Genomic DNA, 24,798 nt, shown 5'->3' on the forward strand with positions numbered 1-24,798 from the left:
ACAGTTACAGTTTCGTTTCGGAATAAACTCATTCCAATTACAGACCACATAATAGCTTCTAGCGGTAACCGCCTTCTGCGAACAGTGGCAACTCCCGCATGTTCAAATGCTTGTTCAAGAATATCTGGGTCAAGAACCTGCTTAAGTTTGTCGAGTGTATGTACATCATCTAAAAAGGAGGACATATCATCGAAGTGTTGAATTAGAGACATAAAAAAATCCGATACTATTTCTAATATCGGATTGTGAAGCTATGAAAAGATCAGTCAAGTGATCATAAAAATATGCTTAACTGATCTGCATTACGCCCGTTGGCGTGCTTTTTAATTATAGCTCGAACGGGGCAACACCGACGGCTTTCATTTTATAGCCTACTTGGGCTATTTCACCGGACCAAGTCTCAGTGCTTATTACCCCTGTTACCACAATGGCATCATATAGGCTCTCGATTGGTACGCCACCTTTAATGGTTACATGAACAATTTGATTAGGCGGTGGAGGTGGTACATGAATACAAGCTCCAAAATACGGCACAAGTAAAAACTCAGTAATTACCTCACTGTCCCCTTCAAGCGGGACGACAAAGCCCGGAAGGCTGACTGATTGGCCATCAAGTTCTTTGACTACAGGAGCATCAAGGTCTGGTTGTACCCAGTTTTGCTCGCTGCCTTCATGGTTTGCTTGTGCTTGCGTGTCAATTTGCACGTGCCCTTTAGGGATTAAATCTTCCCAGAAGATTTCCTTTGGTGGTCCAGCATAAGCCCCTGTGCATAGTAATAATGTCGCTAAGACTGCGAACTTTTGAAAAAACTGCATAACATTCCTTAAATTTTAATACTCATACCATCTGCAAGTGAGTAGAAATACGCGCGGGTCGCAGGAATTAACCCAACAATAAAGCCTGCTGCTATTATCGCAGCTAATAGCATGAGTTCATAGGATGACAATAACGCTATATTTAGACTTATTCCTGCATGGCTTTGCAAGTAATCTGCGCTCAGTAGCATTAAGCCATAGAACAGTACAATGCCGAGCAGGCAACCTAACCCAGTGATGAGAATCGATTCAACACTGATCAAGGTGAATATATGCCACGGTCTCGCGCCAACAGAACGCAAAATTGCCAACTCTCTTCGGCGTTGGTTTAGGCTCGATAACAGGCTAGTTAGCATACCAAGTAAACTAATTAAGACCACGACGATGGAAAACAGCAGCAAGATTTTTTCGACAATTGACAGCATCTCCCACAGTTCACGCAATGTGACTCCCGGCATAATCGCTAATAAAGCCTCCGGTTTATATTGGTTGATATTACGGCGAACTTGTAATGTGTAAAGCGGTGAATCGAAGCCAAGCAAAAAAGCGGTGATTTGCTTAGGATTTCCAACCAAATTAATCTCGTCATGCTCATGCTCATGCTCATGCTCATGCTCATGAGATTCATCTTCGACATGGTCGGCTTCGTGCGTATGAGATTTACCATGAATCGTGTCAATTGCAGCAAGTGGTATATGGAGAGTTTTATCAACCGGCGTACCTGTTGGCTCTAAAATACCGACTACCGTGAATGGGTTATCATCATGATTATGAAAACTAGTGTTACCCATGCCATGCGCAATAACGACTTTATCGCCCAATTTATAATTAAGCGAACTGGCAACTTCTGAACCCAGCACCACTTCAAATAAGTGATTAAACTGCTGGCCTGATGCAAAACGAAGAGGCTGCTTTTTTCCGAACCGATAATGGTTGAAATAATCTTTATTGGTCCCGAGCACTGCAAGGCCTTTGTGACTATCACCCAACGACAGTGGAATGGCCCATTTTACGCCACGTTGTTGCGTAATGTATTGATAGCTGTGCCAGCTAACCCCGTTATTAGCATGGCCAATACGAAACACCGAAGATAACAATAATTGGATGTCGCCGGTGCGAGCACCAACAATTAAGTCAGTGCCGGAAATCGTGTTACTAAAGCTACTTTTAGCATCGACCCGCACTCGCTCAATTGACATCAAGAGCATGACGCTAATGGCAATCGTAAATAAGGTGAGTAAGGCACTAGCTTTGCGGTTTAGTAAACTTTTAATCGCGAGTTTAAGCAGCGACATGTGTGCCTCCTTGTAACTCAACAAGGTTAACACTGCGCTTAAAAAGCCCTTGCAGGGTTTCGTCATGGCTCACAAATACCAGCGTACTGTGCGTTGCTTTAGCTTGTTCAAACAGCAGTTTAACGAATGCTTGGCGATTTTGTGTATCGAGTGCGGAGGTTGGTTCATCGGCAATAATAATTTCAGGGCTGCCAATGAATGCACGTGCAGCTGCAACACGTTGTTGCTGACCGATACTCAGTTTAGAGACAGCCTGATGCTGTAACGCATCTGTCAAACCAAGTGCTGTTAAAAGACGACTTGCTTCAAGGTTAATAGAAGGGCTGTTATTAAGCGCCTGCTTTTGCCGTAATTTAGAAAATTGGCAGCCTAAAATTACGTTTTCAATAGGTGATAAATACGGCAATAAATTAAAGTTTTGAAAAATATAACCAATGTGATCGGCTCGAAAACGATCGCGTTTACTATTACTTAATTGGTTAACAGCCTTATCTAAAAGAGTGATAGTCCCTTGGTTGGGAGTGGTGACGCCCGCAAGCAAAGACAATAGCGTCGACTTACCACAACCACTCGGGCCATGTAAAAACACATGCTCACCTTGCTCAATATGCAGCGAAGCAATATTAATGGTGGGCGAAGCTTGTTGTGCGTGCCATTTAAATAGCACATTTGAAAGCGTGATCATAACGACCTATTCGTTGTTACCATCGCCAGTAATTTAACTTTTTACGCATTTTAAAATTACGAATAAAGTTACGTGGTTTTGGCTTAAGTACTGGATTGTTCAATAGTAATTCATTGCTTGCTGCAAGTACACGCTGACTCGATAAGCCATCTTGGTAGGGGTGCAACTGCTGACAAAAGTGCTCAATTTTTGTCATCAGCTCAGTAGGCGTTGTGAGCGCATAATCGATTGCTTCTTCAACTTTATCTGGGTTTGTTACATCAATAAGGTGCTCACCGGGTGCTTGATTACAAAAAGTTACCACGGGCTTTCTTTGCAGTAAAAACATCAGCAGAATAGAGGAGGTATCACATAGCATGACATCTGCCGCTTGTAGTAGCGGTAATACGTTATCGGTTTCTACGAAAGTTAAATTATCGTTTTGTAAGTCTTTATATTGCTCGACTAACTCACTCGGCATTTTTGGGTGGAATTGCACTAAAATACGCCACTTACCTTGCTGACTGTATGCTTTAATGTGTTCGTAAAGTTTAGGGGCTAGCGATAATCGCTTTGAAAACGTTGAGCAGATCAATAAGGTCTTTCTAGGATCATTTGGGTTTTTATAAGGGTTATTTGCGATCTGTGAAAAGAACGGATCGAGCGTTGGCCAACCGGTTTCTTTCACTTCAAAAAAGCCATGTTTTGTTGCAAGTGCCTTAAATGGAGCCGTCGTATTCGGTCCTTGAGTACAATATAAGTCAAAACAACCACGAATTTTAAAGTGATCATTCTCGCCTTTTCTGTTTAGCTTTCCGGCATCAAACCCATGAAAAACGCCGACTTTAATTCCTGGAATAAATGTAGGAATAATATTTGAAGGTGCATAAACAACATCAGGTTGCCAGTTGTGAACCTCTTCTATAGTACTCAGAGTCTGTTCACCCTCATTTAAGAATTCATGATTAACGTTGCTACCCTCTAAAAACCACCTAACTTGGCCACCGCGCGCTAAGATTTCTTGCTGTAATGGGCGCAAAATAGCGTACGAATAGTTTTGTGAAATATACATTAAGTATTTTTTTTCTGCGGTAGCTGTTAAGTAATCCAAAAAAACCTCCTATTGCGAGAGGCGTATTATAGCTAAATATTGTTTATGACAGCAAAATTACGGAGATTTTAATTTTTTTTGATTTTATCTGCGGAGCCTCGTAGCGGATCTGAGCGCAATGATTGAGCTTTCACAGCGTCTAGATTATTATAGGCGGCCATAACCCCAATCCCATACATGTGCTTTTAAGAGCATGCCAAATACTATCGGAGATAGCATGACTAGCTATAAAGTTTTAGACGTAAACGATGATTTACCGATCCGTACCAAAGGTGCGGTACACAGTGGTAAAGTGCGTTCAGTTTATTGGTTAACTGATGAGGACAGCGCGCGTTTAATTAGTGAAAAAGGGTATCAGGTTCCAAAGGGGACTGAGCTTGCTATTATGGTTATCTCTGACCGTATTTCAGCATTTGATTGTATTTGGCAAGGTGAGAATGGCTTAAATGGCGTGCCTGGTAAGGGGATCGCGTTAAATTCAGTTGCATCTCATTGGTTTAAATTGTTTGATAAAGCAGGCCTTGCTGGTAACCATATCGTTGATATTCCTCACCCTTATGTGTGGATTGTACGCAAAGCAAGTACAGTCAAAGTGGAAGCAATTGCACGCCAATACATCACGGGCAGCATGTGGCGCGATTACGCAAAGGGTACCCGTAACTTTTGTGGTATCGATTTACCAGAAGGTCTAACAGCAAATCAAAAGCTAGATAACGTACTTATCACTCCTTCAACGAAAGGAATTATTACCGGCGTAGCTGAAATCCCCGAAGTGGATGATGTCAATATCACGCGTGAAAACATCACTAATAACTTGTCAGTATTTAATTTTAAGTCGGCAGATGATGTTGCGAAGTACGAACAGTTACTGGTTGAAGGCTTTAAATTAATCAGCGAAGAGCTTGCTAAACTTGACCAAATTTTTGTAGATACGAAATTTGAGTTTGGTTACGTTGAAGACGTTGATGGTTCTGACAAACTTATATACATCGACGAAGTGGGTACGCCTGATTCATCACGTATTTGGGATGGGCAAGCGTATCGCGATGGTAAAATTATCGAAAACTCTAAAGAAGGCTTCCGTCAGTTATTAATCAATAATGTGCCTGACAGTGATGTGTTATTAAACAAAGATCGTATGGATGAGCGTGAGCAGCTTGCAAAAGACTACACCTTGCCAGAATCTGTGATGCTTGAGGTATCAGATACTTATGTGGGTATTGCAAGTAAGATCATTGGCCAAGAGATCACTATTCCAAGTGATCCACGCAGTGAAGTGATTGCCATTTTAGATACAGAGTACGGCTTAATTAAGCAGGGCTAAGCTGTATTCTTTCGTAAGTGACGCACTGATGTAGCGTATAAAAGCCAAGTTTGCTAAAAGAGCACTTGGCTTTTTTGTTTCGAGATGGGTTAAATATGATACCAACCCGCAATAGTGCTTAATCATTGTGAGGGATTAAACCCGTCACTACCTGTGTTAAAAATTTCTTATTTACGACTGCATGGATGCAGGAGGTAGAGCAATGCAGGAGCAATTGCCGAGAACCACTAAATAACGAAATTTTTGTTTTGTTATCAACGAGGTTTTATTGTCTCAAAATAGACCACTTAATTAAGCGAGTTGCTATTACTCGTTTTAAATAAGCTGAGTCACGGCATGACTAATCTGTTCAGGCTTTATATCGCGAATAAATTCACTTTCTTTAAGTTGCTGACCATTGGCGACTAAGGCAATATAATTTTTTTGTTTTGGAGCAACCGTGCTCCAAGGTGAAGTACCTAAACCAACAACGGCAATGAAAGGAACATTGACAGCTGCAGCTATATGCATTGGTCCAGAATCGATTGATATTAGCAAGTCTAAGCTAGCAATTACATCAACCATTTCAATAAGTGATGTTTTACCAACTAAGTTAGTGATATGGATTGTATCTTGTTGAAGCTGAGAAGTTAGAAGCTCTGAGTCTTTTTTTTCAGTTGGATCGCCGACAAGATAGAAATGACAACTTTTATATTCAGCATTTATTTTTTGCAAAGCGTCAATTGCTAAGTCTACAGGATAGTGACGGTGTCCTTTGTTTGTCCCGCCAAAATAAATACCAATATTTTTGCTTTCACTTTTCTTAATTATCAAGTTACTTTTTTTATAATGTAAATTGGTATTGGGAAATTGGGAGAAAGGCTCGCCGTGACTTTCATTGACTAAGCGACAATAACGATAAATATAATGGTGGTTTTTATTCAGCTTAAACTTATGTGTTAAGAGTGGAGAGCGGCCGTTTTGTGCATAACCAACACGAAACTTTATACACGCTGCGTAACATAGTAGTGCTTCAGAAAGAGAATTACGGAGTATGATTGCTAGTCCTATATTCTTTTCTTTTAACTTTTTCGCTTGGCCTAATAAAGAAGTAGGTTGGTTTTTGTTAAACCTTTCATCACTGATAACATGGATTGTTTCATCTCTAGCAAGAATATCAACTAGATGAGGACGAGCAAGAACGTAAATTTGTTTTTGTGGATAAAGATTTTTTAATATGCCGATTGTAGGGGTACAGTTGACAACATCACCAATAAATTTTGGTAATACAATTAGTACATTTCCGCTGATTGAGAGGTTATTTATAGTTGATAAGTTTTTCATTAGTATTTAAATATGCTTCAACAATCCGTTTTTATATATTCGTTATAACTATTTTCTCAATATCTGCAGTTTTCACTTTTCGTTGCAAATACATGTTAATTCTATACTTTAGGTTCCTAAGGAATGTGGATCGTGATGAGTGCCTTCCAGAATTTGCCATCACTATATCACTTTCAAAACTTCTGTCTTCTGAAATTGGATAGGGTTTGATACCGATCATTTGTAGCCCTACCTCGCTATGAAATTGCATATCCACATCGACAGGCCGGCAGAAGGGTTTTCGAATAAGTAATTTTTCTGCTCCAGATAAGCTTAAAAGGTAGCCTTGTGTGCCATTTGGGGCTTTTCGATAATTACCAAGTGTGAAATTATGTTGAAGGCTTTTGCTATCAATAAACGGAAAATCTCTGTTGTCAGAAAGCTTAATGAGATCCCAACCATGCAGCGAACTTGATAAGTCTATGATTGATATTAGGTGCTCTTCAATAAACAGGTCGTCTTCAAGCACTAAACAATGATTAATTTTTTCATCGACCATTTTTTGCCATATACGCATGTGGCTTACATAGCAGCCTATTTCGCCTAGCGTTAAGTCACGATGATATTTTTGTTTATTGTTTTGCGGTGAATACCACTCATCTAATTGCTCTTTAGTGAGTTCCTTGCCAATTGTCGCAGGAAACCTCTCGGCGCTGATACCTATGTTCGTAAGTCTATTATTGAGTGTTTTCCAGCGCTTTTCACTGCCTTGCATGTTAATGACAAATATAGGAACTGACATGACTTCTATTAATTAACCTTTTCTAATTTTTATTCTAACATTTAGAATAAAAGATACATCCAGAATTTGAAAGTTTGATGAATTGCGTGAGCAGCGTTTAAACACTTATGACTAAACAGGAATTAAATGAAAAATATAGTCTCAGCCTCATGGTTAAATAATAACCTGACAGCGAAGGATCTGGTTATTTTTGATGCGGGTATGGTTCGCCCAGGTCAGGAGGGCAGCTACGCTCCAGCCGCTATGCTACCGAATGCACAGCGCTTTGATTTTAAAAATACACTGGCTGATAACTGTAATCCGGTCCCAAGTATGATGTGTAGTAGCGAGCAATTCACCGAACACATGCAAGTCGCGGGAGTTAATCAGAATTCACGTGTTGTTATTTATGAAGACCAAGGTTTATTTAGTTCAGCACGGGCATGGTGGATGTTTAAGGCTATGGGCTTTGATAACGTAAAAGTCTTAAGTGGAGGTTTAGCAAAGTGGTTGGCTCAGGGATTTGATGTTCACTCTGAGTATTATACGCCGACAACAAAAGGTAACTTTGTTGCACAGCCCCGTAAAGATTATTTTATCACGGCAGAACAGGTACTAAATTCACTTTCAGATACGAGTATTATCACGCTAGATGCAAGGCCTACAGCTCGTTTTACTGGCGAGCAAGCAGAGCCACGTGATGGCATGCGCAGTGGTCATATTCCGGGTAGTCGTTCTTTACCTTTGTCAGATTTATTGAATGGCGGGGAGCTTAAGTCTCTTGATGCATTACACACATTGTTCAACTCACATGTAAATGGACACACTCAGCTGCAATTTAGCTGTGGTTCAGGAGTGACGGCCTGTGCCCTTGCTTTGTGTGCGGATGAGTGTGGTTATACTAACCTTCGGGTTTACGATGGTTCATGGAGTGAGTGGGGAGCTTGTCACGATTTACCTATTGAAAAAGGCCCGCATCAATAAATGCAGCGTAGTTATGCCAGCTGCCGATACTATTTTTGTTAAGTGGCTGGCGAATTTGCTTTTTACTCGCTGTCGCAGATGCTGCGTTATTTTTATAAAATGCCAAACAGCTTGCTTGCCAATTTAAGTTACAAAATGCATAAAGCTTTTGGGTTTGTTTAATTGGCTCTTCGACTAACTGCTCGTAACTCTGTAAATACACTTGTTTAGGGTACTTAGTGGCAAAGTGCGTCGCTAAAGCGGTGTAGTCTTGGTGAAAGGCGACAATATCGTAAAATGTAAAGCTGTAATGGTGAAAGACACTTTGCGGGTTATATAACTGCCTGTAATTGGCTACGCTGCAATCATGCCAATTTCGTTGCATACACACTATTTTGGCGTGAGGAAAAGCCGCTAAAATAAAATCAATATAGTAAAAATTAAACGGTTGTTTATCACAACTGCGCAGTGTGTTACTGAGTTTTTCGGCTCGTTGTTGGTAGTGGGTTATTGTTTGGTGAATGTCAGCGCTAGCGTAAGCCTTGGCGAACATTTCACTATCAATAACACGGTTTGATTGTGTGCCATGTTGCATGAGTTGTGCGATATCATTCAGTTCGCCAATCCCTTGTAATTCATCACTTTGGTTAAGTATTTTTTCAACGAGAGTGGTGCCTGAGCGCGGCATCCCTACAACAAACACAGGGGCAAAGTCAGAGTTACTAGGGGATAATTGACTGTGTGTGCTGTGTCTCATTAATGTTTGGCAAAACTGACGATGTTGCTGTGATTGATAGTTAAGTTGTTGCGCAATAGCTTGTTTACTGTGCGTAAAGTACTTAAATGCATTCTCGTAGTCGTTTAAATGCTCATAATTTAAAGCAAGACTATGGAAATACGCCTGTTGATCACTCGCTGTATGTACGCGTTTAGCTTGGGGGTGTAACACGTTTAAGTGCTGCTTAGCTTCTTCGGTATTGTTCAACTCGGCCAGTGAATAATGGGCTTGATAATAGTGCTCGTGTTCAGTAATAAGCTGCTTTAATAGTGTTTTAGCTTCGCCAAACAGGCCGTGAACTTTTAAGGCCACTGCTAAGTTATAGCTTATTTGAGGTGTTTGCTTATCAAGTTGATAGGCTGATTGTTGAAATGTAAGGGCATCATCATAATAGCCTAAGCGAGTTGCAATGTTGGCGAGTGTATCTAACTCCAACGCACTGTAATGCTGTGTTGCCATTGCACTTTTATAATGAACAGTGGCGCGACTTATCTCCCCTCGCAATATAAGGTGCTTAGCGAGGTTTAAATGATAAATATTTAAAGGCTCAATACTGAGGGCTTTTTCAATTAACTTAACCGCTTTATTTAAATCACCGGCAGCTGTATTTACTTCACTGAGTAAAAAGTAGCTAACGTGATCATGCGGGTTTTGCTGCAGGCGTAAAACTAACTGCTGGTGGGCTTCAGCCAGTTGTTTATTCGCTAGAAGTTGATGTATATGTGTGCGAAGCGCGTGTTGAGTACTATTAAGCATGGTTCATCTTAAAAGCCTTGCGGTAAACCAGCAAGGCTTTTATGAGATAGGCTAATTATAGCTCAAAGTTATAACTAAATTTTAAGCCAATAGTACGGGGTGCTGTTGTGTAGTGGCCATATACACGTTGTAACTCAGGTAACTCTTTGTTTAGCTCAGCATATTGAGACTGTCCTGCCCATGACTTATCACGGCGTACAGAGGTAAATGCATACTTATCAAACAGGTTATCGATGTATAAGGTTGCTGACCACATATCGCCTGTAATTTTTGCTGATAAATTGCTAAGAGCGTAACCTGGCAGTATTTCACCGTCGGCTTTTAAACCTACTTTTGTGATTACATCGCTTTGGGCTGTAATCCCGTAGTTTACGCTAAGTAACTTATCACCGAGGATGTCTTGCTCATAACGCAGACCAAATGAGAACTGATGTTCAGGTGCTCCCGGTAAACGGTCTCCTTTTGCGCCGTCATAGTAGCTTTGATAGTGTGCAAGTTTGTCATCAAGAACACCAAATAAGTAAGGTGTATCTTCAGTTAGCTCTGCTTTAGCGTACGCGTAGGTTGCATAAGCAGCCCATCTGTCGCCGATCATGGCACGGGTAGACAGTTCAACACCTTTTGAATTGGCAGAGCCTGCATTTGACGTGATAAGTTCTTGGCCGTTAACAGTACTGCTGCCGACTTGTGCATCTTTCCAATCAACGTTGAATAGCGCGGCATTAAAGTGCAAGCGATTACGCAACCACGATGATTTAAAACCAAGCTCGTAGTTAACGGTGGTATCCGGTTTATAATCTTCTTCGTTTGGAAGTGCACAAACGATTTGTTGCTCTGGTAACACGTCTGGGCATGGTGCAATCCCATTACCACCACCAATACGGAAACCTTCACTGACGGTAAAGTAAGCAAGAATACCATTATCAAACGTGTAATTAGCATTAAACTTAAATAAGTTACCACTATCGCTTGCACTGACATTTTCCATTACTAGGTTATCAAGTGAATCAAAGTCGCCTGAATATAGTGGTGTTGCAGAGCCCGACGTAGTCGATACGTCATATTCATAAAAACGCGCACCTAAGGTGACATCAAACTGATCAGTGATGCTGTAGCCAATTTCACCGAAAATAGCTTTTTCAGTGGTTTCACTATCTGAAATGAGAATGTATTCAAGATCTTCTTCTACATTTAAAATGCCACCCCCCCAGTACTCAGTAAGACCCGGCGTATACTCGCGGTCATCAGAGTGGCTTTCTAGTTTGTTGTAGAAACCGCCGACAATCCAGTTGAGATTACTACTGCTGTTTGATACGAGGCGCAGCTCTTGAGTGAAATTATCGCGCTCTGATGTATCGTGCGTGTAACCAACAAATGCAGGGAAATCAGCATAGCCAGACCAAATATCGTAGAGTAGGTCTGTTTGGTCTCGTTGGCCCGACTGCTCGTAGCTTGACCAGCCAGATGCTGAAACAAGTTCAGCAAAACCAAGATCTGCCTTTATTTCTAAGCTTAATAAATCGTTTTCTTCTTCACCAGGTTCAAGCACTCGCGCGACATTGTCGTATTTACCTGATACGCCTTGCAAAGCACTGCTATCAGCCAACGAGCCGTATTGCGATGTTGAGTTGCCGCCATTTTCTTGTTTTTGATAGAAGTAGTTAAGCGTTGCATCAACTGTTTCTGTTGCTAACCAACGCAGTGATAAGCGGGCAGTGGTAATTTGCTCATCGTTCACGTCACTGACGCTTTTAAGGTTCGCATTAACGTCGCTACTGTCGCTAAAGTCAGGATTTGGGTTAGACACACCCGGCTCTTTAACCACGTGGGTGTAATCAATGTAACCTGGGTTATCGTAATAGTTCAAGCTGGCACGTAATGCGAGTTTATCGTCAATGAGTGGGGTGTTAAATACCACACCAAACTCACCGCCAGTGCCATCACTTTCATTCATGCTGAATACATCACCGGTTACTTTACCTTCAGTGATATCAAGTTCTGGCTGCTTTAATAAATAGCGAATTGCGCCACCTAAAGTACCTGCACCATACAGGGTGCCCTGCGGACCAATGAGGACCTCTACACGGTCAACATCAGTTAAACGCAAATCGATGCTGAGCGGTATTTCACCAACATAAGTTGCAACAGTGCCACTGTCAGAAATACGGTCTGAGGTATTTGTATTAAGACCACGTACAATGATCGGAGACCCTTCACGACCACCTTGGTCAGAAATTGTTAAACCGGGTACCCAGCGTGCAACATCTTCAAGATCGCCAATATTCTGATCGCTAATTACATCACCATTTAAAGCGGTGATATTAAGTGGCGCATCTTGTACTGAACCTGCTCGTCGCGTTGCAGTGATTTGAATAGTTTCAATTGATTTATCAAGTTCAACAGTATCATCAGCAGCGAGTGCGATGTTGCTATTGATTAAAACCGCAGAAATTGCACTGGCAAGTAGAGCAGGCTTAAAGGTATTCATGTTTGATTCCGATAAAGTTACAATAAAATTATGCTTAAAATACACACTAAGTTAATAGTTTAAGCAATAAATAAGGGATATTAAGTGAATTTATATCCAATTATAATGTATTTTTATTCTTTCAGTCATGCGTTATTTGCAATTAAATGCAAAATAACTGAATAAATACTCTACTTTACTGTTGTTTATCGGTAAATGGGCAGTGAGTGCAGCCATTGGAACAGCAATGACCACGCTTTAAAAAGAACCAGCGGCTAAATACCATGTAGTTGTTCTGCATTGTGTAATCGAGATTTTCTATTAAGTTTCCATGATGCGAAAAGGGTTTAGCAAAAGCCAATTGCTGTGCAAGGGGCTGTTCATATAGCGTAGATAAAAATAGATTTATCTTTTTAATTGTACAATCACGGCATAAACAGGATGTTGCGGCGTCATCAAGTGGTAAAATAGCAGGTAATTCATTACACCAGCATGCGTTTATATCGTCGGCACGGCATGTCAGTGTCGCATTACACTGTGAGCAACTAAGGATGGTCATTGGCTAGAAGTAATTTTTTGATATTAATAGGTAAGCATAGCAAATGGATAAATTAGACGCACTAAGTCAGTTTGCGAGTTTTGGTAAGAAACGCGAGCAAGCTGTGGCTGTAATCGTTAATACCGCAGATGATCAAGGCGCTATATATACACTCACAAAAGCAACTTTTTGTAATGTACTAGAGCGTGTGATCAGCAATGAAATTGATATTGATGAGTTAGAATTATGGGCGAGTGTTTTAGAGTCACGCCAAGATATCGATGAAAGTGCTGTTGAAGGGGCTATTTTTGCGTTGAGTAATGCTGAGCAAATGGGCGAGCTGAGTAAAGAGACGCTGATTACGTTATTAGCACTTATTAAGTAACTTTTTTGGCCGCCAACGCGGTGATTGCACAACCGGGAGTGAGTAATAAAAAACCGTGCTGCTTTAACAAACACGGTTTTATTATTTTTTATAGCTGTCGCTACTTATGATAACCCAAGCAAGTTTCTACTTCGTTTTTGGAACCTAAAATCACCGCAACACGTTGGTGAATGGCATTAGGTTGGATATCCATAATGCGCTCAGTGCCGGTAGAAGCAATACCGCCAGCTTGTTCAATTAACATTGCCATAGGGTTTGCTTCGTATAGTAAACGTAATTTGTTTGGTTTATTGGGATCTTTTGTGTCAGTAGGGTAAGTAAAAATCCCCCCTCGACATAACACGCGGTGAACATCTCCGACCATTGCGGCAATCCAGCGCATGTTAAAGTTGCGTCCACGAGGACCTGTATCACCAGCAATCAAGTCAGTAATGTAGTTTTGCATAGCCGGTTGCCAATGACGTTGGTTAGAGGCGTTAATTGCAAACTCACTGGTCTCTTCAGGGATACTGGCAAAGTCTTCTGTTAATAAAAAGGTACCGTGTGTTTTATCTAACGTAAAAAAGCGAGTGCCTTTACCCGTTGTTAATGCCAGTACTGTCGATGGGCCATATAAAACATAACCAGCCGCAACTTGGTTTTTACCTGGTTGCATGAAAATACTTTGGTCAGCTGGGTCTGCACCTTCAGGGGCTTCCATTATTGAAAAAATAGTACCAACTAAGGAGTTTATGTCGGTATTTGATGAACCATCAAGCGGGTCAAACGCCACAATATACTTTGCGTCCGGATTCCCTGCTACAGTGAAATCTTCTTCTTCAGAAGCGATGGCTTTTACGTAGCCCGATTCTAATAAGATATCTTTTAAAAGCTGGTTGGTAAGGACATCAAGCTTCTTTTGTGTTTCACCTTGAATATTTTCATCAAGAGTTGACCCTAATACGCCAGAAAGGGCGCCTTGGCCAACACGGAATGAAATTTCTTTACATGCCGCAAGAACCGTTCTGATCAATGAAATCAGTTCTCGTGGGCAGCCATCTTCTAGCAATACCGGTGGGAGTCTACGCATTCTATTTTCCTGATAACGTTGTAGCTAGACATTTTTTAGTGTGAGAGAGAATGTCTTAGCAAGCGCTGAATTTCGTCTTAAATAGCTGTTTTTTATCGGCGATACTTTATACTGCCTAATACCTGTACAGTATTTAAAACGCGAATAACAAAGATAAGATTATGCAAAAAATACCATTACTACGATACCTGCTCTTAGCTGTGTTACTTACTATGATAACCCAAGCACACGCAGCAATTAAGTCTATAAATGATTTTACTGAAAAAATGACACATTTTTCAGGTTACTTTTCCTTTTATTACGACACTGAAAACGGCAAAGTCTATGTTGAGGTAGATAAACTCACGCAGCCGTTTTTATTACAACAAAGCTTGCCGTATGGCGTTGGCTCGAATGATATTGGTCTAGACCGAGGGCAACTTGGCAATACCCACCTTGTGCAGTTCGAGCGTTTTGGCGATAAAGTCATGTTACGTGCACTCAATACGTATTATCGCGCTAACACTACCAATGTCGCTGAACAACAAAGTATAAAAGAGGCATTTGCGTCAAGTATTCTTGCCGGCTTTGATGTTGTCGCCCAATCCGATTCTGCCACCCTAATTGATTACACTCCTTACTTATTAAGTGATGTACATGGCGTTACTCGCAGCTTAGCAGCTCGGGGGCAGGGTAGTTTTAATGTAGACGCCAATCGAAGTGCGGTGTATTTAACGCGCTCAAACGCATTCCCAGAAAATACTGAGCTTGAAGCGGTTTTAACCTTTCAAGGTAGCAACCCTGGTAAGTATGTTCGTCAAGTTAGTGCGCACCCTTATGCGCTGACAGTGCACATGCATCACTCTTTAATTAAATTACCCGATGACAACTACACGCCGCGTAAATTCCATCCGCAGGCTGGTTTTTGGAGTATTGAACATAAAGATTATGCGGCACCACTGGATGAAACCATGTATGTGCGTTATATCCCGCGTCACCGTTTAGCTAAAAAAGATCCAAGCTTACCAGTTAGTGAGCCCGTTGAGCCGATTGTGTATTATTTAGATCCAGGTGTGCCTGAGCCAGTGAAAACAGCACTGATAGATGGGGCTAAATGGTGGAACGATGCTTTCACAGCAGCAGGCTACAAAAATGCCTTTATTGTGAAGGTGCTGCCTGATGATGCTGACCCTATGGATGTGCGCTACAACGTGATTCAATGGGTGCATAGAGCAACCCGAGGATGGTCATATGGCAGTTCAGTGATTGACCCACGTACGGGTGAAATTATTAAAGGCCACGTGACTCTTGGTTCATTGCGTGTACGTCAAGATATCTTACTAGCAGAAGCATTAGCTGCCCCGTATTTAGAAGGGAATGAAGTGGCAACGCGTTTACATGCGATGGCGCTTGACCGTATTCGCCAACTCAGTGCGCACGAAGTAGGGCACACACTGGGTATTTCTCACAACTTTGCAGCGTCTGTTGCCGACAGAGCCTCTGTCATGGATTACCCGCATCCTTTATTAAGTTTTAATGAGCACGGTAAATTGGATGTTAGTCGCGGCTATGCATCTGGGATGGGCGTTTGGGATACTCAAGTCGTTAAATATGGCTACAGTGATTTTAGCAATCAAGATGAAACAAAGCAGCTTGCTGCTATTCTTGCCGAAAACAAAAGTAAAGGTCTTGAGTTCATCTCAGACAGTGATGCTCGGGCACAAGGTGGGGCACACCCTACGGGACATCTTTGGGATAATGGCAGTTCGCCCAGTGATGAATTAATGCGTGTACTTGCTGTGCGCAAACAAGCACTCGCTAGTTTTGGCATTCATAATATTAAAACGGGTACTGCATTGTCGCAGTTAGAGGAAATGTTAGTGCCGTTATATTTGTTCCACCGCTATCAAGTTGAAGCTGCAGTAAAGCTCGTAGCTGGCGTAAACTACGAATATGAAGTACGAAATGGCTCACAACCTAAAGGTGCACAGGTGGTTGCAAAACAAACGCAACAATTAGCCGTTAATGCGCTTCTTGAAACGCTTAAGGCTGATAATCTTGTCTTGCCTGAATCGATATTATCGCTTATTCCGCCGAAAGCGTACGGAGAGTCAAAATCACGTGAGAGTATTGTTGGTCGTACAGGACTGACCCTTGATGCAATGGCACTTCCCGAAGTGGCGGCGACACATAGTTTAAGCTTACTGTTTAATAGTCAACGTGTTAACCGTTTGGCACAACAACACGCTAGAAGCGATGCGTTTTATGGGTTAGATGCGTTATTAGCACAAACGTATCAGCAAATTTTTGAGCAAAAAATGGGTGACGGCCTAGCGGGTAAAATAACTCAGCGTGTACAACTGTTAACGGCAAAGCAGTTCGCTGATTTAGTTGCCAGTGATGAGGTTGATCCTGAGGTGCAAGCGCAGTTTCGTTATTACTTGGCAAAGCTTGCAAAAAGTTATCAGCAAGAGTCAATGCTAGGCAGTGCCTCGGTAGGGAACAGTGCATTTAAGCAATTTTTGAGCGAGCAGGTGTCGCAATTTTTAGACACGGGGAAATGGCCGGATAACTTTAAGGCATTACCCATGCCTCCGGGCTCGCCAATTTAACTTATTAGTCTAAAAAGTAAAACGCCAAGCCTTACCATGGATGAACGTTTGAGCTATTGCGAAAGCGACGTTAGGCCTTGGCGTTTTACTTGCATAAAATTGGATATTTGCTAATCTAGCGGCCTCTCTTTTTTGTCTTTTTGGGGTGTATATGGCGTTACTCTCTCGCTCGTTATTGGCAGCGGCCATTGCATTCTCTAGCTTTTCTAGTTATGCCTCGTTAGAAAAAAAACAATGTGAGGTCGAGCTAAGTCATGGCTTAATTATTACTGACGATGTCATTCGTATTGTTGATAAAGGCCAAACTCGTGTGCAAATTAATAATAATAACCAGCTGTTTATTCGTGGTTATTGGGTTGATTTAAATCCAGAAGAAACCAAAGTTGTTGAGCAATTTAGTCTTGGTATCCGAGATACGGTGCCAGAATTAGTTGAACTGGCCACTGACGGTGTGAATTTAGGGTTGAGCGCAATTGAACAAGTTGTTGAAGGGATGTCTGATAAAGAGCCTGAAGTATTAAAAACTCAACTACAATATGTAGAACGCGCGTTGATGGATAAATTTAAGCGCGGTGATGACTTTTTCTTTATTGCTCCGCAATCATTATCGAAAATTGATGATTTCTTTACTAAAGAGATCAGTCAAAAAATTCACTCAGCGGTGCATGGTTCATTAGGCGCTATTTTAGTTTCGTTAGGGGATGCCTTTAAATCTCGCGAAGGAAATATTGAAGACCGCATCAACGACATGGGACAGCGTATGGATATTATATCTAAAGAAATAGATAAGTCCCTCCAAAAGAAAGCAGAGCAACTTGAAATGAAAGCTTCTGAGTATTGTGAGTGTTTGAACTCGTTAGATGTTACCGAGTCACGGTTGCAAAAAATAGTACCAGGGATGGCTGACTTTGATTTGGTACAGATTAAATCCTAGTACAGTTAAGGTCTTAGTTAGGTAATCAATAATAAAAAGCCCAGTTGTTTACTGGGCTTTTTAGTGTCATGTACTGTGTTGTTTTAAATGTGCTGACACATTGAGAACTCATTATGACAAATGCACATAAATAACACGTTAAGTGTACTCATTAGCTAAACTTAGCTGTTTCGGTTTCTAAGTTTATGGTGAGGCCTTTAATTAAATCAGTCGCAGTGTGTGCTTGATTTGATACATTGGCTGTTTGTGCTGCGGTATCAGAGATGGTCACAATACGTTTTGCTGTATCTTCACCTGCATCTAGCTGCTCCTTCGCTGCAATTGCAATTTGGTGACTCATTTGAGCAATGGCACTAAGCGAGCTGGCGACGCGATTAAGTGCTTCGTTCGCTTTAGTCGACTTTTCTACCGTTTGTTCACTGGTTGCAATACTTAACGACACGGATGATTTAGCGTCTTGCGTTGCTGATTGCAGTTTCCCAATCATATTACGTATTTCTTCGGTACTGGTTTGAGTACGCTGCGCAAGACCACGCACTTCATCGGCGACAACGGCAAAACCACGACCTTGCTCCCCCGCTCGGGCGGCTTCAATGGCTGCATTCAAAGCAAGTAAATTTGTTTGCTCAGCAATACCTTGAATAACGCTAAGTACGTTAGCGATATTATTTACCTCATCATCAAGTACTTGAATGTTATTGCCCGCATTGTCAATTTGCTTCTCTAACAGGGCAATGGTTTCGGCTGCTTCGTTGGTTAAATGGCTGGCACTTTGCCCTTGATTCTCAGCTTCTTGGACTGAATAAGCGGCTTGCTCAGCATGCTCAACGACGGTTTGCGCTGAGGCGGTTAATTCGGTAATTGCAGAGGCGACTATCTGCGTTTCCTCATTTAAGCTGCGAGTAAGTCTATCAAGTTCAATTGAACGTGATTCATTGTCAACACTTTGATTTTGTAAGCTGTCGGTCACGTCTTTAATACCGCCAACAACGCCTCGCAAACCTTGTTGCATATAATGCATTGCGGCAATAATGCTTTCACTAGGAGCATCTTGGCGAATAGGCGAATGTAAATTACCACGCGATACGTTTTTAACAATGCCAATTACTTCATCAATTTCACCGCCTAAAGCATTGGTGAGTGATGAGCCAAACCGAGCGATAGCAAACGTGAGAGCTATCGCAATGAGCATTGATAAAGCGAGCAACCATTTTGCGGTGCTCCAGTAGCGCTCATCAACTTCTTTTGCGCTGATACCAGTACCAACATACCAACCGAACAGAGGTGTTTTTTGCACGACAGAGGTTAAGTCGACGGTTTCACCGTCACGGACAGAGTCCCAATGATAAGTAATAATTTTATTGGTAGTATTACCCACCAGTTTTTCAACCATGCGACCAATACTGTTACCACTGGCATCTTTAAAGTCATTAAAGCTCGTACCATGCAACTCGGGATCATGCGGAGTAGCAACAAAATCAAGGTTGTTGTCGACCACATACACGTATTCAGAGTCGTGATATTTATTTTCTCTAAGTACTTGGATTGCGAGTTTTTTGGCTTGTGCTTCTTCAAGTTGACCGTTTTTAACCATCAACTCAAATTGTTCTACAATGTTGGTAGTACTTTTCATTAGTTGGTTTATGCGAGCGATATTGTCGCTTTCACTGGCATGACGTAATGATTGCAAACCTAGTAAAGCTATCGCTGATAACGCGATAAAAATAGCGATAGCAAAAAAGGTGATTTTTGTTTTTAAAGCTAGTCCTGATAACACAGTCAGCCTCCTTTATTATTTCCCCTTTAATCTTCTACCATGTTTATCAGCATTAATTAAGAAAAAATGACAGCGTTATCATGATTTTTACTCAAGTCCCTATTTAGAGTATCAGTTCAGCGTCTGTTAGCGGACGATACTCACCACTATTTAAGTTTTCATCAAGGTGAATGTCGCCTATTTTTTCACGATGTAATTCAACGACTTTATTGCCAACAGCGGCAAGCATTCGCTTAACTTGATGGTACTTACCTTCGCAGATTGATAAACGTAAACTGTAACTCGCAAGTTGCTCAACAATGGCTGGGCGAGTTAGCTCTTTTTCGTTATGTAATTGCACACCTTGCTGCAGAGCTAAAATAGCATCTTCATCGATAGGCTCTTGTGTTTCAACTAAATACGTTTTGAATTTATTGTGTTTAGGAGCCGTAATTTTGTGTGACCAATCGCCATCGTTAGTGATGATAACAAGACCTGTCGTATCGATATCTAAGCGTCCGGCAACATGAAAATCACTCATGTTTGGTTCGTCTAATAAATCAAACACAGTTGGGTGTAAGTCATCTTTATTTGCGCATACATAGCCTGAGGGCTTATTGAGCATAAAGTAGCGTTTACCTAAAAATACTAACGGTTCGCCTTGCCAACGTACATCGTCTTCTTGAGTTATTGAATAATCAAACGAGGTGATCACCTCACCATTAACGCTAGCGTACTTACGCTTTATACCCGCTCTGGTTTTACTGCGAGGTAACTCTGCAATATGGCTGATAAATTTATCTAAACGGCATGGAAATTTCATTGGGATCACATTTTTAGTCGGCTACAATGGCGGCGAGTATAGCGGATACTAGTGACCTATGACAGTACAGCAAGGACAAATTTTACAGTACTACAATGCGCAAATAGAGCAGGGAGTCTTAAGTGATGATGTTGCTCAGCGCAATGCCATTACTGCGCTTGATAGTTTAGCCTTTGAGTTAACAGTCCCAACACCTTTCTGGAAAAGACGAAAGCCAATTAAAGGCCTTTATCTGCACGGTCCAGTTGGACGCGGTAAGTCGATGCTGATGGATGTGTTTTTCCATCATGTCGATATCGAAGCAAAAGTGCGGTTGCACTTTCACCATTTTATGAAGCAAGTGCATGCACGTTTGGGAGAATTACAAGGACAAAAAAATCCGCTGTCTGTTATTGCCAAAGAGTGGGCCGCGCGAATTAAACTACTTTGTTTTGATGAATTTTTTGTCTCTGATATTGGCGATGCAATGATTTTAGCAGGGCTTTTTGAAGCGCTATTCGAGCATCAAGTTGTACTGGTTGCCACCTCAAATTGTCAGCCTGAGAGGCTATATTGGAATGGCCTACAACGTGCACGTTTTTTACCGACTATTGATTTATTACAACAACATTGCTGTGTGATGAGTATTGCGGGCGAGACAGATCATCGGCTTCGCTTTGGAAAACAAAATAAACATTTTGTTATCAATAATGATGAAGCAATAAAAGAGCGCTTTTATGCGCAAGAGCAAGCAATTACTGAGAATCAGGCTATAACGGTTCACAATCGACATATTCGCTCCGTGCTAAAGGCAAAAGAAGCCATTATGTTTGATTTTATGGCGCTGTGCTCAGGAGCACGCAGTACGGCTGATTATATCTATTTAGCTGAGCAGTTTAAGCGAGTGTATTTACTTAACGTCCCCGTTATGGGACGAGGTGCGACAGGTAAGCAGATAGTACACGGTATTGAAGATAGTTATCAGCGTGAGAAACAAGATTTGCAAGAACATTTTTTAGATGATGAAGCGCGGCGTTTTATTGCTTTAGTGGATGAATTTTATGATAGAAATAGGCTGTTGATTATATCAGCCGAGGGGAGCATAAGTGAGTTGTATCAAGGGCACAAGTTAGCATTTGAATACGCCCGAGCAGAATCACGCCTTATTGAGGTACAAACATGGTGAAAAAAAGACGAAGCCATCACGCTTCGCCTTTACCAGGGATTGCTTGGGAGCATTAAAATATTTTTTTAGAAGCTATATTGCGCTCCAATAAACATATAGCGGCCTTTACCACCACCCCAATCAGAGTTGAAGTTACCTGTTCCATGTGGGAAAAACGCCCCATTGTTATCAAAGATGTTGTTAATACCACCTGATAAACGTAATTCGCTGTTATTATCTAGTTCCATAGTGTATGAAGCTGCTAAGTTGTGTTTTATAAATGAGCCAAACTTTTGAAATGCAAGTGGCTCAGGGTTACTAATACAATCAGCTGATTCATTTGCACACTTTTCAGTATTTTTAGCAATCGCTTTTTCGTAATCTCGATCTAGCTGTTCATCTTCTCGGAAGCTTCCTTGGAACTGAGAGCTCCAACGAATACGTAAGTTTTCATTGCTCCACGAAAGCGAGAATGCAGCTTTATCTTTACCTCGTCCATAGCCAACATAGTTGGTTGTTACGAAATCACCATCTTCACCTAAAAATGTTTGAGAGTGTTCAATGATATGGTTGTAATCAAGTTTGACTGCGATATTACCCATGTCATCTAGGTCAAAGTTATAGGTAGCTACAACGTCATAACCGCGAGTTCTAATTTCATCAAGGTTATATTCACGCTGCTGTATCTTATTGATTTGTCCATCACTACCGCGGGTAATATCATTACAAAATGGGTTAGTCGTACCATAGCCAGTATTTGATGCGTAACATTGATATAGAATATTCTCATTACTTATTTCATCAATTGCATCCTCAATTGCGATATCGTAATAATCAACCGCTAAATTGAAGTCTTTTAGACTCTCTGGTGAATAAGTAAAGCCAGCAGTATAAGTATCTGCGGTTTCTTCTTTTATATTACTGTTACCAGATGATGGAGAATAACCACTGTTGTCATCATCAAGTTCAAAACTAGCATCCTCTGTAATTAGAGCTGCGATAGCTGGATCTAGACGACAGTTATTGTGACCTATATCGTCAGAAGTTGCTGTCACCCCATCACAGATGTCTTTGTATGAATCGTAATCACCACGTTCAGGTGACATGAATTCGGTAATTGTAGGAGCGCGTTGAGCTCGTGCATAATTTGCACGTAAAGCGAGTGTATCAACAGGTTTCCAAAATAACCCTAACTTATAACTAGCAACAGTGCCTACTTCGTCAATGTCGTAGTTAGAGATACGTATTGATGTTTCAGCGTCTAAACTTTTTGCTAAAGGAGCATCACGTAAAAGGGGAATACCAAACTCTGCGAAGGCCTCAACTACATCAATTTCACCGTAAAATTCTGGCATGTAGTTATAAGTAATACCGCCCGTTTGCATGTCTGTAGATGTTTTAATGTCTTGCGAATCTCTACGGTATTCACCACCAAAAACAGACGACACATAACCCGCTGGTAATTCGAATAAATCACCACTAATGTAACCCATTAAGGTAAGTTGTTCATTGGTTGTTTCAAGTACTGGTGTCGAGCGGATCCAGTCAGCCATTTCAGGTGTGATAGAGCCTTCACCAAATAAATTAACAGCCACACAACCTTCATCACGTGCATCACTGTCAGCACATTGAATAGTGCCATCATTTAGCTTTTCAGCATCAAGGGCTTGTGCTAAACGTACTAAGCTAAGTTCATTGGCGCGTACTTGTTTTTGCTTGTATCGACCATAACCTACAGAAACATCCCAATCCCACATTTCATCAAACATAGTGCCTTGTAAGCCCGCCCATGTTCGAATTGTCTCGCGGTTATTGTCAGTGCTAATATTGCCCACTTCATTGAATCTTCGGTCCCAATATATACGGTCTTTATACGGGTCGCTATCGATAATTCTTTGCGGTACGTAAGGGTTATCAATAGGAATATAACCAGCTGAGAATGGTTCTGCTTCACCAGTCGTTGGGTTAATATAAACGACCTCACTGCCTTCTGATGTGTCTTCTGGTGATTTGTTATTAAATGAACCACTTTTACTAAATTGCACTTGCGCATATGCAGTAGTGCTATCATTGATATCAAAATCAGCTTTTAGAGCAAGTGATAAGTTATCACTCGGTACGTTTAACATTACATACTGAGCTGAGTTGATGCCGTATAATTCTTCGTTTCCAGCCCAATCATCACGTAAATTTGTACCGTCATACCAAAACTGCGTATCATTCTTTGAGCTTTCTAAGAAAACACCGCCAGGAAGACCGTCACTTCTATCTCGCCAGTCAGCACGTGTGGTATCGCGCATACATTGGTCGCCCGTAGTTGTGCCAACACCATTACATAGTTCATCTTCGTTATAGAATACGTCGGCTTCCATCTGGGCACGCTTTCTATCGTAGTAACTAATACCAAAATCGCGGTCCCAGTTTGCACTGACATACATATAACCACGATCTTCTGCAAATGAACTGCCGTAGTTTGCATCTATGGTAAAGGTTTTACCTCCACCTTCATCAGTGCGGCCAGTTTTAGCCGAAAAGTCAAAGCCTTCTTTTTTCGACTGGGTAATAATATTAACTACACCGGCTACGGCATCAGCGCCATAAGTAGCAGAGGCACCACCACTAATGATTTCAACACGTTCAACCATACCACTCGGGATAGTGTTAAGGCTTACATAGTTACCACTGTAACTATTTGCTACAACACGACGACCATCTATTAGGGTAAGAGTTCTATTAGCACCTAGATTACGAAGTTCGACAGTTGATAAACCTGTATTAGAGTTATTTGATTGGCTAGTTGTGTTACCAATATCTATACCTAAACCGGGCATATTATCCACAAGTATATCTGATAAATTAGATAAACCAGTGTCTTCAATCGCCGCTTTGTCCATCGTTACTAAGGGGGTTGTTACAGAAAAACTATCACGCTTTAAGCGCGAACCAGTAACAATGATTTGCTCAACGTCTTCTTTGGCTTCGGGTTTAACATTAACAGAGTTCGTTGTTTGTTGACGGTCAATTTTAACTTCTTCAGCTTCATTTGCATAAGCTTGCTGGCATAAAGCGCTCGTTACAGCAAGCGCGATAGCACACGGTTTGATTAGTTGATTTCTCACGGGTGTTCCTACTTATGTTGTGTTTATTTTTAGTTCTAAAAAACCAGAGTGAAGCTCAATTAAGGGCAGTTAAGTATAAATGTACAGCGAGCAACACTCTGGTTGTCAGGTATTGACGTTAAAACTTTTATATAAATGTGAATGCAACTACAACTAATCATGACTCGTTTATGTCTCTATTT

Annotated in this window: 20 protein-coding genes; 6 read left to right on the forward strand and 14 right to left on the reverse strand. The window is 41.3% G+C overall.

All coding sequences use genetic code 11. The features are described from left to right. The 5 genes from BWD47_RS12315 to BWD47_RS12335 form a co-directional block, all read right to left on the reverse strand. The coding region (locus BWD47_RS12315; protein ID WP_178387088.1) for a transposase domain-containing protein at positions 1 to 212 on the reverse strand (212 nt) is incomplete at its 3' end. Between the two features lie 115 nt (positions 213 to 327). Continuing rightward, positions 328 to 816, reverse strand: coding sequence for a DUF3299 domain-containing protein (locus tag BWD47_RS12320; RefSeq protein ID WP_036971118.1), 489 nt, complete (start codon positions 814 to 816; stop codon positions 328 to 330). An 8-nt stretch (positions 817 to 824) separates the two neighbouring features. Then, the gene (locus BWD47_RS12325) at positions 825 to 2,111 is read right to left on the reverse strand and encodes an FtsX-like permease family protein (RefSeq protein ID WP_036971115.1); all 1,287 of its coding nucleotides are present in this window, start codon (positions 2,109 to 2,111) and stop codon (positions 825 to 827) included. Next, complete coding sequence (locus BWD47_RS12330; RefSeq protein ID WP_036971112.1) at positions 2,098 to 2,796, reverse strand: ABC transporter ATP-binding protein; 699 nt, start codon at positions 2,794 to 2,796, stop codon at positions 2,098 to 2,100. Before BWD47_RS12330 ends, BWD47_RS12325 begins: the two co-directional genes overlap by 14 nt. A gap of 16 nt (positions 2,797 to 2,812) precedes the next feature. Next, on the reverse strand, positions 2,813 to 3,886 hold the full coding sequence (locus tag BWD47_RS12335; protein ID WP_178387089.1) for a CDP-glycerol glycerophosphotransferase family protein: 1,074 nt from the start codon (positions 3,884 to 3,886) through the stop codon (positions 2,813 to 2,815). A gap of 217 nt (positions 3,887 to 4,103) precedes the next feature. Here BWD47_RS12335 and BWD47_RS12340 point away from each other — a divergent pair, with 217 nt between their 5' ends. Continuing rightward, entirely contained in the window at positions 4,104 to 5,210 is a 1,107-nt protein-coding gene (locus tag BWD47_RS12340) for a phosphoribosylaminoimidazolesuccinocarboxamide synthase (protein WP_065978141.1), read from the forward strand. 315 nt (positions 5,211 to 5,525) lie between these two features. On the opposite strand, the gene BWD47_RS12345 is transcribed toward BWD47_RS12340, so the two are convergent. Both BWD47_RS12345 and BWD47_RS12350 read right to left on the reverse strand, forming a co-directional pair. After that, the gene (locus tag BWD47_RS12345) at positions 5,526 to 6,533 is read right to left on the reverse strand and encodes a glycosyltransferase family 9 protein (RefSeq protein WP_075594063.1); all 1,008 of its coding nucleotides are present in this window, start codon (positions 6,531 to 6,533) and stop codon (positions 5,526 to 5,528) included. A 31-nt stretch (positions 6,534 to 6,564) separates the two neighbouring features. After that, a complete protein-coding gene (locus BWD47_RS12350) occupies positions 6,565 to 7,314 on the reverse strand; it encodes a glycosyltransferase family 25 protein (RefSeq protein ID WP_075594064.1) in 750 nt (249 codons plus the stop codon). Positions 7,315 to 7,440: 126 nt separating this feature from the next. On the opposite strand from BWD47_RS12350, the gene BWD47_RS12355 reads away from it, so the two are divergent. Beyond that, entirely contained in the window at positions 7,441 to 8,277 is an 837-nt protein-coding gene (locus tag BWD47_RS12355) for a sulfurtransferase (protein WP_075594065.1), read from the forward strand. On the opposite strand, the gene BWD47_RS12360 is transcribed toward BWD47_RS12355, so the two are convergent. The 3 genes from BWD47_RS12360 to BWD47_RS12370 all read right to left on the reverse strand — a co-directional run bounded on the left by BWD47_RS12360 (position 8,252) and on the right by BWD47_RS12370 (position 12,816). Further along, positions 8,252 to 9,790: a sulfotransferase gene (locus BWD47_RS12360; protein WP_036971096.1), complete on the reverse strand. Its 1,539-nt coding sequence runs from the start codon at positions 9,788 to 9,790 to the stop codon at positions 8,252 to 8,254. The genes BWD47_RS12355 and BWD47_RS12360 overlap by 26 nt on opposite strands. A 55-nt stretch (positions 9,791 to 9,845) precedes the next feature. Continuing rightward, entirely contained in the window at positions 9,846 to 12,278 is a 2,433-nt protein-coding gene (locus BWD47_RS12365) for a TonB-dependent receptor (protein ID WP_065978137.1), read from the reverse strand. A gap of 175 nt (positions 12,279 to 12,453) precedes the next feature. Next, complete coding sequence (locus tag BWD47_RS12370) at positions 12,454 to 12,816, reverse strand: DUF5522 domain-containing protein (protein WP_075594066.1); 363 nt, start codon at positions 12,814 to 12,816, stop codon at positions 12,454 to 12,456. Positions 12,817 to 12,859: 43 nt separating this feature from the next. Here BWD47_RS12370 and BWD47_RS12375 point away from each other — a divergent pair, with 43 nt between their 5' ends. Beyond that, on the forward strand, positions 12,860 to 13,180 hold the full coding sequence (locus BWD47_RS12375; protein WP_036971092.1) for a hypothetical protein: 321 nt from the start codon (positions 12,860 to 12,862) through the stop codon (positions 13,178 to 13,180). A gap of 100 nt (positions 13,181 to 13,280) precedes the next feature. Here the strand turns inward: BWD47_RS12375 and BWD47_RS12380 are convergent, their stop codons facing one another. Continuing rightward, complete coding sequence (locus BWD47_RS12380; protein WP_075594067.1) at positions 13,281 to 14,249, reverse strand: class 1 fructose-bisphosphatase; 969 nt, start codon at positions 14,247 to 14,249, stop codon at positions 13,281 to 13,283. A 161-nt stretch (positions 14,250 to 14,410) separates the two neighbouring features. Between BWD47_RS12380 and BWD47_RS12385 the strand changes: the two genes are divergently transcribed. Together BWD47_RS12385 and BWD47_RS12390 are read left to right on the forward strand one after the other, a co-directional pair. Further along, positions 14,411 to 16,840 carry a zinc-dependent metalloprotease gene (locus BWD47_RS12385; RefSeq protein WP_075594068.1) on the forward strand — a complete coding sequence of 810 codons (2,430 nt, stop codon included), beginning with the start codon at positions 14,411 to 14,413 and terminating at the stop codon, positions 16,838 to 16,840. Between the two features lie 151 nt (positions 16,841 to 16,991). Then, positions 16,992 to 17,774: a YggN family protein gene (locus BWD47_RS12390; protein ID WP_036971085.1), complete on the forward strand. Its 783-nt coding sequence runs from the start codon at positions 16,992 to 16,994 to the stop codon at positions 17,772 to 17,774. Positions 17,775 to 17,925: 151 nt separating this feature from the next. Here BWD47_RS12390 and BWD47_RS12395 read toward each other — a convergent pair whose 3' ends face one another. Both BWD47_RS12395 and rsuA read right to left on the reverse strand, forming a co-directional pair. Then, complete coding sequence (locus BWD47_RS12395) at positions 17,926 to 19,551, reverse strand: methyl-accepting chemotaxis protein (protein ID WP_075594069.1); 1,626 nt, start codon at positions 19,549 to 19,551, stop codon at positions 17,926 to 17,928. A gap of 103 nt (positions 19,552 to 19,654) precedes the next feature. After that, on the reverse strand, positions 19,655 to 20,353 hold the full coding sequence (gene rsuA / locus BWD47_RS12400) for a 16S rRNA pseudouridine(516) synthase RsuA (protein ID WP_075594070.1): 699 nt from the start codon (positions 20,351 to 20,353) through the stop codon (positions 19,655 to 19,657). 58 nt (positions 20,354 to 20,411) lie between these two features. Here rsuA and zapE point away from each other — a divergent pair, with 58 nt between their 5' ends. Then, positions 20,412 to 21,518, forward strand: coding sequence for a cell division protein ZapE (gene zapE / locus BWD47_RS12405; protein ID WP_075594071.1), 1,107 nt, complete (start codon positions 20,412 to 20,414; stop codon positions 21,516 to 21,518). A 65-nt stretch (positions 21,519 to 21,583) separates the two neighbouring features. Here zapE and BWD47_RS12410 read toward each other — a convergent pair whose 3' ends face one another. Then, positions 21,584 to 24,616: a TonB-dependent siderophore receptor gene (locus BWD47_RS12410; RefSeq protein WP_036971073.1), complete on the reverse strand. Its 3,033-nt coding sequence runs from the start codon at positions 24,614 to 24,616 to the stop codon at positions 21,584 to 21,586. Positions 24,617 to 24,798 lie beyond the last annotated feature (182 nt).

Source organism: Pseudoalteromonas sp. PAB 2.2, assembly GCF_001938575.1.
Classification (GTDB): domain Bacteria; phylum Pseudomonadota; class Gammaproteobacteria; order Enterobacterales; family Alteromonadaceae; genus Pseudoalteromonas; species Pseudoalteromonas lipolytica.